The 14436-nt window shown below is 58.5% G+C and carries 14 protein-coding genes; 5 read left to right on the top strand and 9 right to left on the bottom strand.

Features of this window, described 5'->3' with window-relative positions; genetic code table 11:
* Positions 1 to 153: 153 nt before the first annotated feature.
* Positions 154 to 975, bottom strand: coding sequence for a TIGR00282 family metallophosphoesterase (locus FEM03_RS12900; RefSeq protein ID WP_240772767.1), 822 nt, complete (start codon positions 973 to 975; stop codon positions 154 to 156).
* A gap of 115 nt (positions 976 to 1090) precedes the next feature.
* Here FEM03_RS12900 and FEM03_RS12895 point away from each other — a divergent pair, with 115 nt between their 5' ends.
* Positions 1091 to 1732 carry an HAD-IB family phosphatase gene (locus tag FEM03_RS12895; RefSeq protein ID WP_138086668.1) on the top strand — a complete coding sequence of 214 codons (642 nt, stop codon included), beginning with the start codon at positions 1091 to 1093 and terminating at the stop codon, positions 1730 to 1732.
* 4 nt (positions 1733 to 1736) lie between these two features.
* Here FEM03_RS12895 and FEM03_RS12890 read toward each other — a convergent pair whose 3' ends face one another.
* Entirely contained in the window at positions 1737 to 3164 is a 1428-nt protein-coding gene (locus FEM03_RS12890) for a glycoside hydrolase family 140 protein (RefSeq protein WP_206170989.1), read from the bottom strand.
* A 75-nt stretch (positions 3165 to 3239) separates the two neighbouring features.
* Here FEM03_RS12890 and FEM03_RS12885 point away from each other — a divergent pair, with 75 nt between their 5' ends.
* The 4 genes from FEM03_RS12885 to glsA all read left to right on the top strand — a co-directional run bounded on the left by FEM03_RS12885 (position 3240) and on the right by glsA (position 9565).
* Positions 3240 to 3923 (top strand): ABC transporter ATP-binding protein, encoded by a 684-nt coding sequence (locus FEM03_RS12885; RefSeq protein WP_166442827.1) that lies wholly within the window; start codon positions 3240 to 3242, stop codon positions 3921 to 3923.
* Positions 3920 to 6493 carry an FtsX-like permease family protein gene (locus FEM03_RS12880; RefSeq protein WP_138086666.1) on the top strand — a complete coding sequence of 858 codons (2574 nt, stop codon included), beginning with the start codon at positions 3920 to 3922 and terminating at the stop codon, positions 6491 to 6493. Before FEM03_RS12885 ends, FEM03_RS12880 begins: the two co-directional genes overlap by 4 nt.
* 46 nt (positions 6494 to 6539) lie before the next feature.
* The gene (locus FEM03_RS12875; protein ID WP_166442826.1) at positions 6540 to 7622 is read left to right on the top strand and encodes a lipocalin-like domain-containing protein; all 1083 of its coding nucleotides are present in this window, start codon (positions 6540 to 6542) and stop codon (positions 7620 to 7622) included.
* Between the two features lie 89 nt (positions 7623 to 7711).
* Positions 7712 to 9565, top strand: a complete 1854-nt coding sequence (gene glsA / locus FEM03_RS12870) for a glutaminase A (RefSeq protein WP_240772766.1) — start codon at positions 7712 to 7714, stop codon at positions 9563 to 9565.
* 49 nt (positions 9566 to 9614) lie between these two features.
* Here glsA and FEM03_RS12865 read toward each other — a convergent pair whose 3' ends face one another.
* The 7 genes from FEM03_RS12865 to FEM03_RS12835 all read right to left on the bottom strand — a co-directional run bounded on the left by FEM03_RS12865 (position 9615) and on the right by FEM03_RS12835 (position 14377).
* Complete coding sequence (locus FEM03_RS12865; protein ID WP_138086663.1) at positions 9615 to 10328, bottom strand: class I SAM-dependent methyltransferase; 714 nt, start codon at positions 10326 to 10328, stop codon at positions 9615 to 9617.
* A 9-nt stretch (positions 10329 to 10337) separates the two neighbouring features.
* Entirely contained in the window at positions 10338 to 10982 is a 645-nt protein-coding gene (locus FEM03_RS12860) for a YajG family lipoprotein (RefSeq protein WP_138086662.1), read from the bottom strand.
* Between the two features lie 95 nt (positions 10983 to 11077).
* A complete protein-coding gene (locus FEM03_RS12855) occupies positions 11078 to 11902 on the bottom strand; it encodes a glycosyltransferase family 2 protein (protein WP_138086661.1) in 825 nt (274 codons plus the stop codon).
* A gap of 97 nt (positions 11903 to 11999) precedes the next feature.
* On the bottom strand, positions 12000 to 12899 hold the full coding sequence (locus tag FEM03_RS12850; protein ID WP_138086660.1) for a hypothetical protein: 900 nt from the start codon (positions 12897 to 12899) through the stop codon (positions 12000 to 12002).
* A 130-nt stretch (positions 12900 to 13029) separates the two neighbouring features.
* Positions 13030 to 13311: a hypothetical protein gene (locus FEM03_RS12845; RefSeq protein WP_138086659.1), complete on the bottom strand. Its 282-nt coding sequence runs from the start codon at positions 13309 to 13311 to the stop codon at positions 13030 to 13032.
* 9 nt (positions 13312 to 13320) lie between these two features.
* The gene (locus FEM03_RS12840) at positions 13321 to 13848 is read right to left on the bottom strand and encodes a GNAT family N-acetyltransferase (protein ID WP_240772765.1); all 528 of its coding nucleotides are present in this window, start codon (positions 13846 to 13848) and stop codon (positions 13321 to 13323) included.
* A 40-nt stretch (positions 13849 to 13888) separates the two neighbouring features.
* Entirely contained in the window at positions 13889 to 14377 is a 489-nt protein-coding gene (locus FEM03_RS12835) for a DUF3592 domain-containing protein (RefSeq protein WP_166442825.1), read from the bottom strand.
* Between the last annotated feature and the right edge of the window lie 59 nt (positions 14378 to 14436).

The raw sequence follows: 14436 nt of genomic DNA, 5'->3' as shown, positions 1-14436 counted from the left end.
GTTAGAAGACAAGCGAGCAAGTCATCAAGAGAAGGTCACGCAGATCAAGGAAAGGCCTCCCTTGTTGGCCATTGCGCACCCATTGACGGGCCATCAACGGATGGAATGGGCTTTTTACACAGTCTGGATACGTCGGCGCTCCATGGCGCTGAACTAGGCGAGAAGGTTGTCGATCCATTCGCGTTGGATGCGCTGGATGGAGAGGGCTTTGCCGGTGGTGGTGTCGACTTCGATGAGGGCACCGCAGAGGAGCACGGGGCCTTTGGCGATTTGGTGTCGGCTGGGCATGTGGGTGAGGAAGCGGTCAATGGCGGCTTGCACGTCCATACCGATGCAGGAGTCGCGCGGGCCGCACATGCCGGCATCGGTGAGGAAGGCGGTGCCGTTGGGGAGGATGCGTTCGTCGGCGGTTTGCACGTGGGTGTGGGTGCCGACGACGGCGGAGACGGTGCCGTCGAGAAACCAGGCGAGGGAGACTTTCTCGCTGGTGGTTTCGCTGTGCATGTCGACGAAGATGATGGGGGTCTCCTGACGCATTTCCTCGACGGCCTGCTGCATGGCGGTGAAGGGGTTGTCGAGGGTCATTTTCATGAAGGTGCGGCCTTGCACGTTGATGACGCCGACTTTGCCTTTTTTGGTTTCGAGGACGATGCTGCCCTGACCGGGGGTGCCGGCGGGGTAGTTGATGGGACGGAGGAGTCGGGGTTCTTCAGCGAGCCAGGGAACGAGTTCTTTTTGGTCCCAGATGTGGTCGCCGGTGGTGATGACGGCGGCTCCGGCGCGCATGAGGCCGATGGCGATCTTCGGGGTAATGCCGCGTCCACCGGCGGAGTTCTCACCGTTGATGATGATGAAGTCGGCCTGCAGTTCCTCTTTGAGCGAGGGCAGAAGGGCGGTGATGGCCTTGCGTCCAGGGTCGCCCATCACATCGCCTAAAAAAAGAATGCGTAAAGTGGAGGCGGGCTCGGTCATCATGAAGGGGTTTTATTAACCAAGGGTTGACCTTGGAGGCAACCGATTTTGGTGGGGTGAAATTTCTGGCTTGATGGTCGGTGGGGTGTGGGTGATGGACGCGGTTCTTTTAAAGGCCATGAAATTGTTATTAGTAGACTGCGACTCCACCCTGAGTGCTCTTGAGGGGATTGATGAACTGGCGCGGTTGCGTGGTCCGGAAGTTTTTCAACAGGTGGAGGAGGCGACCCGTCAGGCGATGGATGGGACGATTTCGATTGATAGCATTTTTGCACGTCGGCTGGAGGTGATCCGGCCGACAAGGCAGGATTGTGAGGCGATCGGACAGGATTACATCAAGCATGAGGTCCCTGGAGTGCGTGAGGCTTTGGACCGGGCGCGTGAATTGGGTTGGACGGTGGCGATTTTGAGTGGGGGGTTTGTGCCTTGCATCGAACCTTTGGCGGCGGAGTTGGGGATCGAGCGGATTGAGGCGGTGCCGTTGTTTTTTGATGAGGCGGGGGAGTATGTTGGATTTGGCGAGGATTATCCGACGACGAGAAATGGCGGCAAGGTGGAGGTGGTGGAGAAGCTGCGTGAGGAGTGGAAGCCGGAGCAGATCGTGATGGTGGGGGATGGGGTGAGTGATCTGGAGACGAAGCCAGCGGTGGATCATTTTATTGGGTTTGGGGCCGTGGTGGTGCGGCCCAAGGTGCATGAAAATGCCGACAGTTTTTTGATGGAGTGGGCGGGGTTGGAAGAGGTTCTGGCGCGGGTTTAGTTCGTCAAGGCACGGTGCCGGGGGCGGGGAAGTTTTGACTGGCGTCGTCGAGGACGAGGACCCAGTCGAGGTGTTCGCCGGGATTGGGTGGGGTGAATTCGCCCTGACCGGTGTTGGGGAATTCGCCGATGAGCTGGGAGCTGCCGTCGCGGGGATCGAACCACCAGGCTTTGACGGGGGCGTTTTTGATGACGGTGAGGCTCACTTTGAAGCTGCGTCCAGCGGGAGCGTAGACCATGGCGTAGCGGCCTTCAAGGTCGCGGGTGGCGCTGAAGTGATACCGACCGGTGCCGGGCATGGCGGATTTGACCGGGGATTCGACCAGGACGGTTTTTTCGTCGGGGATGCGGGTGAAATAGGGACGGGAGAGAAGCAGGTTTTTGGCGTGCTGCATCTGGGCGGCACCGGGTTGCTGGAGGGCATCGGGCCACGACATGAGAGGATTGTTGACGGGTTTGCGGGAAGGGGTCCACATCTGCCAGACGGAGTGGTGACCGTAAGTGTGGCCACAGGCTCCGGCGAAGAGATTCCAATAGAGCGGGCGGCGGACGTCGGCGGAAATTGAATGGCCGAACATGTCGGCTTTGAAGGCGATGGGATGGTCTTCGTAAAGGGGTTCGCCGTCGAGCGTGGGTTTGATGGGTTTCTTGTCGTAGTCGGCGAGAAGGGTGGTGTAGCGGGGGTTGTATTCGGCGTCGTGTCCGTTTTGGCGCATGTGGAAGTCGAGCCAGGATTCGTCGGGGAAGATGTCGATGGAGCCTTGTCCGCCGCGAGGATGGAAGGTGATGAGGTGTTGTCCATCGTCACCGGCGCGGAGGCCGAGGGCCATGGCGCGGATGATTTCGCGATGAGTTTCGTTGTCGACGGTGCGGTCGCCGCCCACGATCCAGATGAGGCCGTGTTTTTTGTAACGTTCGCCGAGCCAGCGTCCGTAAAGGTTGGCGTTGGCAGGGGTGAAAATTTCGGGTCCGGCTCCCTTGCTGAGGTTCCATTTGTCGCCCCAGGTGGGGAGGAAGCCGACGCGCAGGCCGAGGGTGTTGGCTTTTTTGATGATGTGATCGACGTGGTCCCAGTAGTCGTTGTTGGGTCCGTCTTTGAGGTCGGGTTGGGTGGGATCGTTGTTGAGGAAGGGTCGGTGGCCGTAGGCGTTGGGGGTGTTGAGTCCGTCGAGTTCGGCGAGCGCAACGGCCTGGATGACGGTGAAGCCTTTCTGGGCGCGGTCGGTAAGGTAGTGGTCGGCTTCTTCGCGGTTGAGCCGGTGGAAGAGTTCCCAGGCAGTGTCGCCGAGGTAGAAGAAGGGGTCGCCGTTTTCAGTCGTGAGGAATCGCTGGTTTTCGCTGATGACGAGGCGTTCCAGATTCACCGCCGGGGCCTGGCACGGCAGGAGCTGGGATAGGAGGAGCAGGAGTGCAGCGGTTTTGAAGCGGGACATGGAGGAAAGATAATTGAGGGCCAAGGACAAGGGGAAGTTTTTATTGCAGGCGCTCGGAATACGGGTGGGAGGCGTATGTTACTCCCGATGTTGTTGCTGGATGCCAGGGATGTTTCGAAAGCGTATGAGGACCGTGTGGTGCTCGCCGGAGTTTCGTTGTCAGTGAAGGCGGGGGAGCGGGTGGCGTTGACGGGCCCTTCGGGGAGTGGGAAGACGACGTTGTTGAATTGTCTGGGTGGGGTGGATCGGGTGGACGGGGGTGAGTTGCTGTTTGAAGGAAGGGCGATGAATGCGATGGGCGGCGATGAGCTGGCGCAGTTGCGTCGGTCGCGGATGGGGACGATTTTTCAGTTTTTCCATTTGTTGCCGACTTTGACGGCGGCGGAGAACATTGAGTTTCCGCTGCATTTGAACGGGGTGGGGAAGGCGGAGCGTGAGGAGCGGGTGGCGAAGTTGATGGAGCGGGTTGGGATCGGACACCGGGCGCGGGCGCTGCCGTCGCAGTTGTCGGGTGGGGAGATGCAGCGGGTGGCGATTGCAAGGGCGCTGGCGCATCGACCGGGGTTGTTGCTGGCGGATGAGCCAACAGGAAATTTGGATTCGGCGAACGGGGCGAATATTTTGGCGTTGTTGCGGGAGCTTTCGGACGAGTCGGGCACGGCGCTGGTGTTGGTGACGCACAGTGATGAGGCGACGCGGATTTGTGATCGGGTGTTGAAGTTGCGTGATGGGCGGATTGTGGGGGAAGAACGCGGATGAAGGGGTTGCGATTGTTGTTGAGGTTGTTCACGTGGCGGCACTGGCGGGGTGCGCCGGGGACGTCGTTGTTGCTGGTGTTGACGCTGGCTTTGGGGGTGGCGGTTTATTTGAGCATCCGGCTGGCGAACAAGGCGGCGATGGAGGGGTTTGCGGATTTCACGGAACTGGTGGCGGTGCGGAGTGATTTTATTTTGCGGTCGCCGGCGGGTGGGTTGCCGGAGGGGGTGTTGGTGGAGTTGCGGGAAGCACTGGAGGATTTTGAGGTGCATTTGATTCCGGTGGTGGAGACGACGGCGGCGCGTCCGCGTGGGGTGGATGAGGTGATGGCGATTGGGCAGCGGGAGAGTTTTACGTTGTTGGGTTTGGATTTGGTGGGGTTGTTGAATTTGCAGGCGGGGACCTTGCCGGAGGGAGTGTCGGGGATTCAGGATGAGCGCGGGGTGTTTGTGAGTGAGGCGTTGGCGAAGAAGGAAGGGCTGGCGGCGGGATCGGAGTTTCGGGTGGTGATTCAGGATCGGGTGGTAAGCTTGACGGTGGCGGGGGTGTTGCCGCAACGGGAGGAAGTGGCGCAGATGCCGGAGACGTTGTTGTTGATGGATTTGCCGGCCTTGCAGCGGGTGGCGGAGATGGAGGGGATGCTGGACCGGGTGGAGATGGTGTTGCCGAAGGAGACGCAGAGGCGTGAGGCGATGCGCGAGGTGCTGGTGAAATTTTGTGGGGAGCGGTGGCAGTTGGTGACGCCGGAGGATCGGCGGGAAGCGGCTTCGATGATGACGCGGGCGTTTCGTTGGAATCTGGGGATTTTGTCAATGCTGGCGTTATTGGTGGGGTTGTATCTGGTGTTTCAGGCGTTGGATGGGGCGGTGGTGCGGCGGCGGGAGGAGACGGCGATTTTGAGTTCGCTGGGGGTGAGGTCGGGGGATTTGCGACGCATGTGGCTGGTGGAGTCGGCGTTGCTGGGGGTGGCCGGTGGTTTGGTGGGGACGATGCTCGGATGGGCGGGCGCGCAGGCAGCGGTGGGATTGGTGGGGCAGACGGTGAACACGCTGTATCATCAGACGCAGGCGAAGTCGGTGATGTTGTCGTGGGGCGATTTCGGGGTGGCGATGGGATTGGGGATTGGGGCGAGTTTGGTGGCGGGATGGTGGCCGGCGAAGTCGGCAGCGATGACACCGCCGGCGCAGCTTTTGTCGCGTCATGCGCCGCAGCCTTTGGGGGCGGTGTTATGGCGGCGCTGGTGGTTGGGGCCGATGTTGTTGCTGGTAGGATTGGTGTTGGCTTGGTTGCCGCCGTTGAGGTTGGAGGGTGGAGCGAGATTGGCGTTGGCGGGGTATGTGGCGGCGTTGTGCTGGGTGTTGGGAGGGGGGGTGACGGCGGGGAATGGGTTGCGGTTTTTCGCGAGGGGATTGGAGAGGGTGGTTGGGGGTTCGGTGATGTGGCGGTTTGCGTTGAGTCATTTGCGTCGGGCATCTTCGCGGCATCGGCTGGCGGTGGCGGCGTTGCTTTGTGCGGTGGCGATGACGGCGGGGATGTCGGTGTTGGTGGGGAGTTTTGACAAGACGATGCGGGGGTGGATTGAGCGAACGTTTCAGGCGGATATTTATGTGTCGAGCGACGGGGCGCAGGGGGCGGCTTCGCGCAATTTGATTCGATTGGAGACGCAGCGGAAGATTGCTTCACATCCAGGGGTGGCGGAGGTGAATGGACTGTATTTTCAGCCGGTGCAACTGGCGGAGGGTGAGACGATGCTGGCGGGAAGTGATCTGGGGTTTTTGCAACGTCATGTGGAGCAGGCGTGGCTGGAGGAGCCGGTCAATGAGGCGGTGTTTGATGTGGCGAGGAATGAGGGGTTGTGTTTGGTGTCGGAGAGTTTCCAGGAGAGGTTTCAAAAACGCCGTGGCGATGTGGTGAGGGTGCCGACGCCGGAGGGGGTGAAGGATTTGACGATTGCCGGCGTGTTTGCGGATTATGGGAATGAGCGGGGGACGGTGAGTGTGGACCGGGTGCACCTGGCGAAGTGGTTGAAGGAGGAGTCGGCGTCGCGGTTGATTTTGATGGTGAAGGACGGGGTGGATGCGGAGGTGGTGAAGGCGGAGCTGGTAAGTGAGTTTCCGGGGTTGTCGGTGTTTACTAATGCGCATCTGCGCGGGGAGGTGATGCGGATTTTCCGGCAGACGTTTGCGATCACGCATGCGCTGGAGTTGATCGGCGTGGTGGTGGCGGTGATTGGTTTGGGGATGACGCTGGCGAGTGTGCAGCTGGAGCGGCGGGGGGAGCTTACCACGTTGCGGGCATTGGGATTGACGCGGAAGGAGATGGCGCGGTCGACGGCGTGGGAGGGGGTGTTGCTGGCCCTGGGAGGGGTGGTGAGCGGGTTGGTGTTGAGTCTGGCGTTGGGGTGGCTGTTGGTGTATGTGATCAACAAGCAGACGTTTGGGTGGACCTTGCAGTTTTATTTTCCGTGGGTGCCGATGGGGATCTTGGCGGGGTTGATTTTACTGAGTGCATGGGGGGTGAGTTATAGCGTGGGAAGGTGGGGAGCTAACTTGCCGGCAGACAGGGAGGAGTAATATGATGATGAAGATGCTTTTGTTGATAACTTGCTGGGTGACGTTGATGACTGCGTTGAGAGCGCAGGAGTTAGCGACGTCGGAGGGATTTGCGATCCCACAGCCGGGTCGGGAGTTTGTGTTTCCGAGGGATCATGGGAGTCATCCAGAGTTCAAGATTGAATGGTGGTATGTGACGGGGCATTTGTATGCGAAGACGGATGGTCGGAGGTTTGGGTTTCAGGCGACCTGGTTCCGGCAGGCGGTGAAACATGAGGGGCCGGAGAGCAAGTTGTTTCAGCAGGGGCAGATGTATCTGGCGCACATGGCGTTGTTGGATGTGAAGAGCGGGAAGTTCTTGCATGAGGAGCGGCTGAATCGCGGGGGGTGGAATGCGGGGGCGTCGGTGGAGACGTTGGACGTGTTTAATGGCAACTGGTTTTTGCGTATGGAGGATGCCGGGGAGCAGCGGATGGGGTTGAGGGGGACGTTGGGGGAGGAGGCGGGGATGGAGTTGACGATGTTGCCGAAGAAGCCGTTGGTGTTTTTTGGGAAGGATGGGGTGTCGCGCAAGGCAGCGGCGGTGTCGGCGGCGAGTCATTATTTGACATTCACCCGGTTGGGGGTGGAGGGCGTGGTGGAGATTGGCGATGAGAAGGTGGAGGTGACGGGTGAGGCGTGGATGGATCACGAGATCAGCAGCAGTCAGTTGTCGCCTGAGCAATCGGGATGGGACTGGGCCGCGATTCAGTTGAAGGATGGCCGCGAGATCATGGTGTATCGATTGCGTTTAAAAAGCGGGGGCGTGGATGAGCATTCGACGCTGGCGTGGATTGATCAGAATGGTGGGGTGGAGCATCGCAAGCCAGATGCGTATGAGTGGCGCGAGGTGGGGCATTGGGTGAGCCAGGTGACGGGGGCGAAGTATCCGATTGAAGTGGAGGTGTCGACAATTGATCCGCTGAGTGGGCAGCGGGTGAGTTACCGGCTGGAGCCCTTGATGGAGGCGCAGGAGCAAACCGGCAAGTTGGGCGGCACCGCGTATTGGGAAGGAGCATGCCGGGTTTTTGATGCGGAGGGCAATGAGGTGGGCTCGGCATTTTTGGAGCTAGCAGGGTATACAGGCGATTTGGCAAAGAGGTTTGAGTAGTGTTAGCCGTTCACGCGGTTTACCGTCGCATGGCATAAATGGTGCTCGCTAATGAGCGCTCTTTTCAAATTTGTGCACGACCCTCGCTTATGATTTCAGACAACGACCCCCGCTCCTCGCCCGTCCTCGATTATCTCAAGCAATTGCACCATACCCATGCGGAGTTCACCGGTGGTGAAGTGGCGACTTATATTCCTGAACTGGCCAAGGCGGACCCCAACTGGTTTGCCATCTGCCTCGTCACTCCCGATGGCCAGGTTTACGAAGTTGGCGACAGCAAGCAGCAGTTCACCATCCAGTCGATTTCCAAACCGTTTGTCTACGGCATGGCGCTGGAGGACAACACGCGCTCTGAAGTGTTGGCGAAGATCGGCATGGAACCGACGGGCGATGCCTTCAATGCCATCAGCCTTGAAAGCGACACCGGACGACCCCGCAATCCCATGATCAACGCCGGCGCGATTGCTGCCGCCGGACTGGTGGCCGGGAAGTCGATGAGCACGCGGTTGCAGCGCATTCTCGACACTTTCTCCCTTTATGCGGGTCGGGAACTGACGGTCGACGAAGGGGTCTACTCGTCCGAAAGCACCACCGGCCACCGCAATCGCGCGATCGGACACATGTTGCGCAATTTCGACATCGTCGACGGCGACCCGACACCGATCGTGGATCTTTATTTCAAACAATGCTCGATCTCCGTCAATTGTCGCGACCTCGGCATCATGGCGGCGACACTGGCCAATCACGGCGTCAATCCCGTCACGGGCAAACGCGCGATTCGCGGTGAATATGTGGAAAGTGTGCTTAGCGTGATGGGCTCGTGCGGCATGTATGACTACGCGGGCGAGTGGCTTTATCGCGTCGGCATGCCGGCAAAGAGTGGCGTTGCAGGCGGCATCATGGCGGTGCTTCCCGGGCAGTTGGGCATCGGCATTTTTTCGCCGCCCCTGGACGAACGTGGCAACAGCGTGCGCGGCATCAAGGTTTGCGACGACTTTTCCCGGCACTTTAATCTGCATCTTTTTAATTCGCCCCACGCCAACAAGGCCGTCATCCGACTGCAATACGACGGCTCTCAGATCAATTCCAACCGTGTGCGAGGCGATGACGAAGTCTTTGAACTGCGCAAGTCGGGGAGGTCGATCCGTGTCTACCAGCTTCAGGGCAATCTGGTCTTTTCCACCGCCGAAGTGTTGGTGCGCGAAATCATGTCGGACCTGGAAGACAAGAAATTCGTCATCCTCGATCTGAAAAGAACGCTGGAGGTCAACGAAAGTGCGTGCCGTCTGTTTCATCAACTGCTGTTGAAACTTTCTGCGATCGGCATCACTTTGATTTTTACCCACACCTCGCGCGCCCCGATGCTGAGGCGCTACATGAAGCTCAAACTGGGAGATCGGGCGGCGGAACTTTATCATGCTTTCGATGACAACGATCCGGCTCTCGAATGGTGTGAAAACAAGCTCCTTAGCGAACTGCTTCCAGGATACCAAAGCGAATACCAGCTGGCACCCGAGCAATACGAACTCTTCCAGGGCCTGACTCCAGATGAGTTCACCATCATCAAGGGACGCCTGTTGCTCAAAACCTATCGCAAAGGCAGCGTGCTGGTGAATACGGGAGACAAAGCGCTCGAACTTTTCATTGTATCGAAAGGCAGCGTCAGCGTCGTGGTGACCCTCGCCAGCGGGTCACAAAAACGCCTCGCCACTTTTTCCTCCGGCATGGCGTTTGGAGAGATGGCGCTCATCGACAACGCCACGCGCTCTGCCATCGTTGTTGCTGAAACCGAGGTCGAATGCCATGTGCTTACCGTCGAGACTTTTGACGCCCTCGACGATGATCATCCCCACATCAAGATCGTGCTGCTTCGCAACCTCGCCCACTCTCTTTCGACGAAACTCCGCAAGGTCAATCGCGAGGTGAGCATCTTCGATTATTAGACTCATCAAACGGCACCTGCTTCGGGCGACCGCGTTCGAACCCAATGGGTTAGTGTCGTTCAAACACCTGGAAGTGCATGTTGAACGGAGTGCGTCCCCACAATGGACGTGCTTCCTTCAACTGCAAACCACAGGTCTTCAGCACCGACACCAATTCGTCGTGCGTGGGATATGATACGGGAGCGGCCTTCATCCAGCTCAGGGCGTTGGCGATGTGGTCCATTGAATAGTTGACCCGCCAGCGCCAGGTCGGCTCCTTCATCGAACCGCGAATAACCAGAAGTCCGCCTGGAACAACGTGAGAGGCGGCTTTTGCCAGCAATTCCGCCCGCCCTTTGACCTCGAGATACTGCAAGATGTCGAGCAGACAAACATTGCCATGAACCTCCGGCCAGGGTTTGCGCATGTCGCCGGTTTCAAACTGGGGTTCCGGGGAATACTGCTTCGCCAGCAACTGGGCGGTTTGAATCTTTGCCGCATCAAAATCCACTCCATGAACCGGCACGGTCATTCCCCGTTCCCGGAGGTAAAAAGCCAGCAGGCCCATGCCGCAGCCGATGTCCAATACGGGATGGGGGCTGTCCTTCAACGCATCAAACACGGCACCGTAAAGCGGATCAGTAAGGATCTTCCACTTCGCATAGTGACGATGCGCGCGGAAGGAAAGTTGATTGGGAAATCGTCTGGAGATGCATCGAGCCATCTCCGACTGACTGGGCGAAATCTTTTTCGGCGGAGCAATGGCGATGGCGGGCGATGTCATGGGAGGGAATCAGAGCACGTTCGGACCGTAGGGCTCATTCGCGCGAATGCGCCCGCCGTCAAAACTGCTCAGCCGGGAACGCAGGCTGGGATCATCCAAAGCCTTGTCCACCGTGTCCTGCAAGGCCCTGGATGCCATCTCCTGCAGTGCAGGAACAGGCGAACCCGATCCCGGCAAATAGGCAGAGCCAGCGCGCTCTCCGGTGTAGACCCGGCTGAAAATGATTTGTCCGCTGCCTTCACGAACCAGGTTGACGCGCACCTTGGCGTAGGCACCGGGGCGCACCAATTGGTCGGCGGCGAACTCAAGAATCTCACCTGTCAGAATGAACTGAGCCCCATTCTGCTCCGTCAACATCCTGCGTGAACTGAGCCCATGGGCAAAAGCATTGCGCACCACCTGTTCGACCGGAACGCGGGTGGTCAGCTCTTCCATGGTGGTGCCTATCGGAGTGCGCACTGCGCCGAGGTGATACGAGCCGACGCGACGATGATCGATGAAACGACCGACCGCCACCTTGCGTGGCCCCGTGATGGTCTGGCCGGTGGGCTGGTAATCCAAAGTGATGGTGGAGGTGGAGCCGCAGCTGCTCAACAACGCGGCGAAGGCGGCGGCAGCGGCAAGCCTCAGGACAGGAAAGGTGGCGGAAATCATGGAAAAGATGGGGTTACATCTGGAGCCACTGCTTTAGGTCGTGGCCAGATGCAAAGGCTTCTTTAACATGCACAACTTAAAATGTCTACCGACGATCATTGAGGTCGCGGATTGGACTTGCTGCGTTCGACTTGCGGGGTCGCGATGTGAACGGATTCATGATCACCACTAAACCGGCGCGCCAGCAGCCAGGGCATCCGGATAAATGCGCCGACCAGCAGCCTCGCAAACATCCAGGTCATCAACACATTGTCCCGGTAATAGTTGAAGTGCGAAATTCCCCCCTCAGCGATGGTCAGATAGCGACAGGGTGCGGGCACATTCAAGGGCGGGTGCCCGCGCCAGATCAGCCGGATTGCCACTTCAGGGTCGAAATCAAACCGCCGTGCCCACCGGGTTTTCTGCATCACCTCATACAACGAGCGGGCCGGATATACGCGGAAACCAAACAAACAATCGCCGAGATTCGACTGTGACTCAAACTGCGCCCACCAGTTGGCGATACGCCGCCCGCGCAAACGGATCAACGGGGCGGAATCATCAAACTGCGGCAGTCCCAGCACCAGGGCGTTGGGATTCTTTCGCGAAGCCTGCATGAAGGTGGTGATGTAACCTGAAGCATGCTGACCATCCGCATCCATCGTCAGCACATGGGTGAATCCTTCCTCCAACGCCTGTGTCACTCCGTGCAGCACCGCCGTGCCCTTTCCGGAATTTTTTTTGAGCCTCAGCAGCCGCAAATCGCCGCCATATTCTGGCAAGATTGCCTCAACTGCGGCATCGCTTCCGTCCGTGCTGCCATCGACCACCACCCAGACCGGAGCCCAAAACTTCAAGGCATCCCGCACCGTTTCCACCAGCTTGCCACCCGTATTGTAACTCGGGATTAGCAATAGATGGGTGCTGGAGCGCTCAGGCATCAACTTGACTTAGCAGGCGCAGGCCCGCGTGCAAACATTTACACTGCCCACCGGATTTTTACGTGAATCATTGCCAGGCATCTCTGGAAAATCCGGTTCAAGGCACCCGAAAAACCTTTTGCGTGGTGGGGTCCATCGCCAACGAACCGGTGGAAAGCCCCGTCACATCCAGCTCATTGAATGGAGGATAGGGACTTTTCACACGACCAGGTTTGTCCGTCTTGGTGCCGGTCGGCGGACCAGAAGCTGCGGGCGTTGGCGCGGGCGCTGGGGAAGGATTCGATGTGGATGGACTGGTCGATGCGGTGCTGCTGCCCATGAGTGACTCCTTGGGCGGCTCAGGCACTTTGGATTCGGTCGTTTCCACCTTGGGTTTCTCCGGCGCAGGTGTCGGCTCTGATTTGGGTTTCTCAGCCTCGGGTTTTTTCGGTGCGGGCGGAGGGGAATCTTCCACTGTCGTTCTGGATTCCGGCTTGGGAGTTTCAGGTTTTGGGGCCGGCACCTTTTTCTTCGGAGCAGGGAGGTCCTCTTCAATGGGCTCAGGCTCACTCCGGCGCGGTTGCACTGGGCGATTGTAATCACTCATGCCATCCCTTGAGGATTCAGACTCCCGGTAGTCGGGACGCTGCTGTCTTGGTCGCTGATACTGCGATGGCGGCGGCGGGGAATAACGAGGATAAACTGGGGGACGATCATAATCTCCACGCGCTGCCGGAGGGGGCTCATCCAAATTGTAACGACGCGGTTGCACCGGGCGTTGACGTTGATACTGCGACGGCGGCGGGCGGTAATATTGCGGTGGCTCCGGCTCATCGCGGCCAACCAGACCCTTGAAAAAATTGCTCACTCGACGGCCCACGCCGGGCTCCTCATACTGGGGCTGATTTTGATACTGCTGACCCACCACATCCGAGGTGCCCAATCCGAGAACCACGACGGCAGCAGCCAACCACGGAACGTTTTTCGAGAAGGGCTTGATTGAAGAAATCGATTTCATGAACTGCGGTCAACGTTGCTTAAATTTCAAGAAAAACAAGATTTTTGGTTTCTAGAGATTATGCCGATGTTTTTATAAATCGGCCAATGCAGGATCTTGGATGCGCTCCAGCGGGTAAACATTCAACGCATCAGGAACTCTTTTTCCACCAGTCTGCGTCCCGTTCCCAATCAGCGCGCGTCGTCGGATCTGCCGGTGACCCATTGGGGAGTTCTACCGGGTCCAACCCGGCGGATTCTTGTTCCACATGCCGTCGGCGGCGGCGCGCCAATGCAATTGCTCCGAAAACAAAACACAAGAGCAGGAAGATCAGCAATCCCAGCAGGACCCCGGTCGCCGCATGACTACCGAGATCACTTGAAGTCTCCTTCAGGCTAACCGTGATGGTTGGGGCGGTGGGCCCGGCATTCATGATTTTGGCTTAGCCCTGTGGAGGCGTTTCTTCGTCCTTAAATACATACCGCATCGGAATCATGTGCGAGAACACGAACCCATGCTTCTGGAAAAAGTGCTGACTCTCCGCGCTGATCCGGTCCGTCAGCAAAGTGATGCGCCGGAACTGCTTCTGCCGGGCAAAATCCTTCGCATACTTCAAAAGCATCGACCCATATCCCTGCCCGCGGTGCATCGGATGGACAATCACGTCCTCCATCAAAATCACCGTCCCCCCCTCGGCGGTGCTGATGGTGAACAACAAATTCACCATCCCGATGATGCTGTGATCCGTCCGCAATACAAAAATCCGCCCGCGGTTCGGCTGCTCCAGAATCAACTTCAACCCATGCTCCTGCTTGATCCGGTCCGGCGTGAAATCTTCCTCCTCACCCAACAACGCCATCACCAGATCAGTCAACTGCGTCAAATCCTCCAACGTGGCGGGTTCAATATGTGGCAAAGCATTGTCGGGGATTTCCGGCATGGCACCATCATAGCCCGTCATTTGCGGCATGAAAATACTTTCTCCACCCCGGCCCATTTCTTCCCAAACCCTAACTTTTTCTTCGCAACGCCGACCAAACCATCCCCGCCCCGCCTACCACAAACAAAAACGGAAACCAGATGCTATACAGCCCCGCCCTGGTCGCATGCTCGATAATCGCAAAATCCGGTTGTGCAGGGTTTACAAAACAAGTGACCACCTTCCCCGGCGGATAAGCCTTCACCACCTTCTCCGCCTTGCTCCGGTCCGCACTCGCGCCCTCCACCCGCTTGACCCGCGTCCCCGTGTGCTTCACTCCCTCAAACTCGTAGCTGTAGCGAACCGCCGACCGATGCGCGACCTCCGAGTGGGTCGTGGGCTTCTCCGAAACCACCTCCGACAGCAGCACCAGTCCCTGCACCGGGGTCCACTGCCGCGTCTCCTCCGCCCGCTGATAACTCAACCATAGCAGGCCCACAAAAAGCCCCCCCGCCAGCATGATCACGAGCCCCATCAAGGCTTTCAACAAACGCGCTCCAGAAGTCGATGGCACAGACATGTTCTTCATCCTTAACCCGCCAACGCCCGCCATGCAAAAATAAACGCGTGCAGCCGCCC

The sequence above is a fragment of the Phragmitibacter flavus genome (assembly GCF_005780165.1).
GTDB classification, from domain to species: domain Bacteria; phylum Verrucomicrobiota; class Verrucomicrobiia; order Verrucomicrobiales; family Verrucomicrobiaceae; genus Phragmitibacter; species Phragmitibacter flavus.
This window is presented reverse-complemented; position numbering and strand designations above follow the sequence as displayed.

Excerpts from the sequence above, each read along its gene's own strand:
- FEM03_RS12895 (WP_138086668.1), top strand. The coding sequence starts at position 1,091 with ATGAAATTGTTATTAGTAGACTGCGACTCCACCCTGAGTGCTCTTGAG.
- FEM03_RS12885 (WP_166442827.1), top strand. The coding sequence starts at position 3,240 with ATGTTACTCCCGATGTTGTTGCTGGATGCCAGGGATGTTTCGAAAGCG.
- glsA (WP_240772766.1), top strand. The coding sequence starts at position 7,712 with ATGATTTCAGACAACGACCCCCGCTCCTCGCCCGTCCTCGATTATCTC.
- FEM03_RS12850 (WP_138086660.1), bottom strand. The coding sequence starts at position 12,899 with ATGAAATCGATTTCTTCAATCAAGCCCTTCTCGAAAAACGTTCCGTGG.
- FEM03_RS12835 (WP_166442825.1), bottom strand. The coding sequence starts at position 14,377 with ATGTCTGTGCCATCGACTTCTGGAGCGCGTTTGTTGAAAGCCTTGATG.
- FEM03_RS12840 (WP_240772765.1), bottom strand. The coding sequence starts at position 13,848 with ATGCCGCAAATGACGGGCTATGATGGTGCCATGCCGGAAATCCCCGAC.
- FEM03_RS12880 (WP_138086666.1), top strand. The coding sequence starts at position 3,920 with ATGAAGGGGTTGCGATTGTTGTTGAGGTTGTTCACGTGGCGGCACTGG.
- FEM03_RS12845 (WP_138086659.1), bottom strand. The coding sequence starts at position 13,311 with ATGAATGCCGGGCCCACCGCCCCAACCATCACGGTTAGCCTGAAGGAG.
- FEM03_RS12900 (WP_240772767.1), bottom strand. The coding sequence starts at position 975 with ATGATGACCGAGCCCGCCTCCACTTTACGCATTCTTTTTTTAGGCGAT.
- FEM03_RS12855 (WP_138086661.1), bottom strand. The coding sequence starts at position 11,902 with ATGCCTGAGCGCTCCAGCACCCATCTATTGCTAATCCCGAGTTACAAT.
- FEM03_RS12890 (WP_206170989.1), bottom strand. The coding sequence starts at position 3,164 with ATGTCCCGCTTCAAAACCGCTGCACTCCTGCTCCTCCTATCCCAGCTC.
- FEM03_RS12860 (WP_138086662.1), bottom strand. The coding sequence starts at position 10,982 with ATGATTTCCGCCACCTTTCCTGTCCTGAGGCTTGCCGCTGCCGCCGCC.
- FEM03_RS12875 (WP_166442826.1), top strand. The coding sequence starts at position 6,540 with ATGACTGCGTTGAGAGCGCAGGAGTTAGCGACGTCGGAGGGATTTGCG.
- FEM03_RS12865 (WP_138086663.1), bottom strand. The coding sequence starts at position 10,328 with ATGACATCGCCCGCCATCGCCATTGCTCCGCCGAAAAAGATTTCGCCC.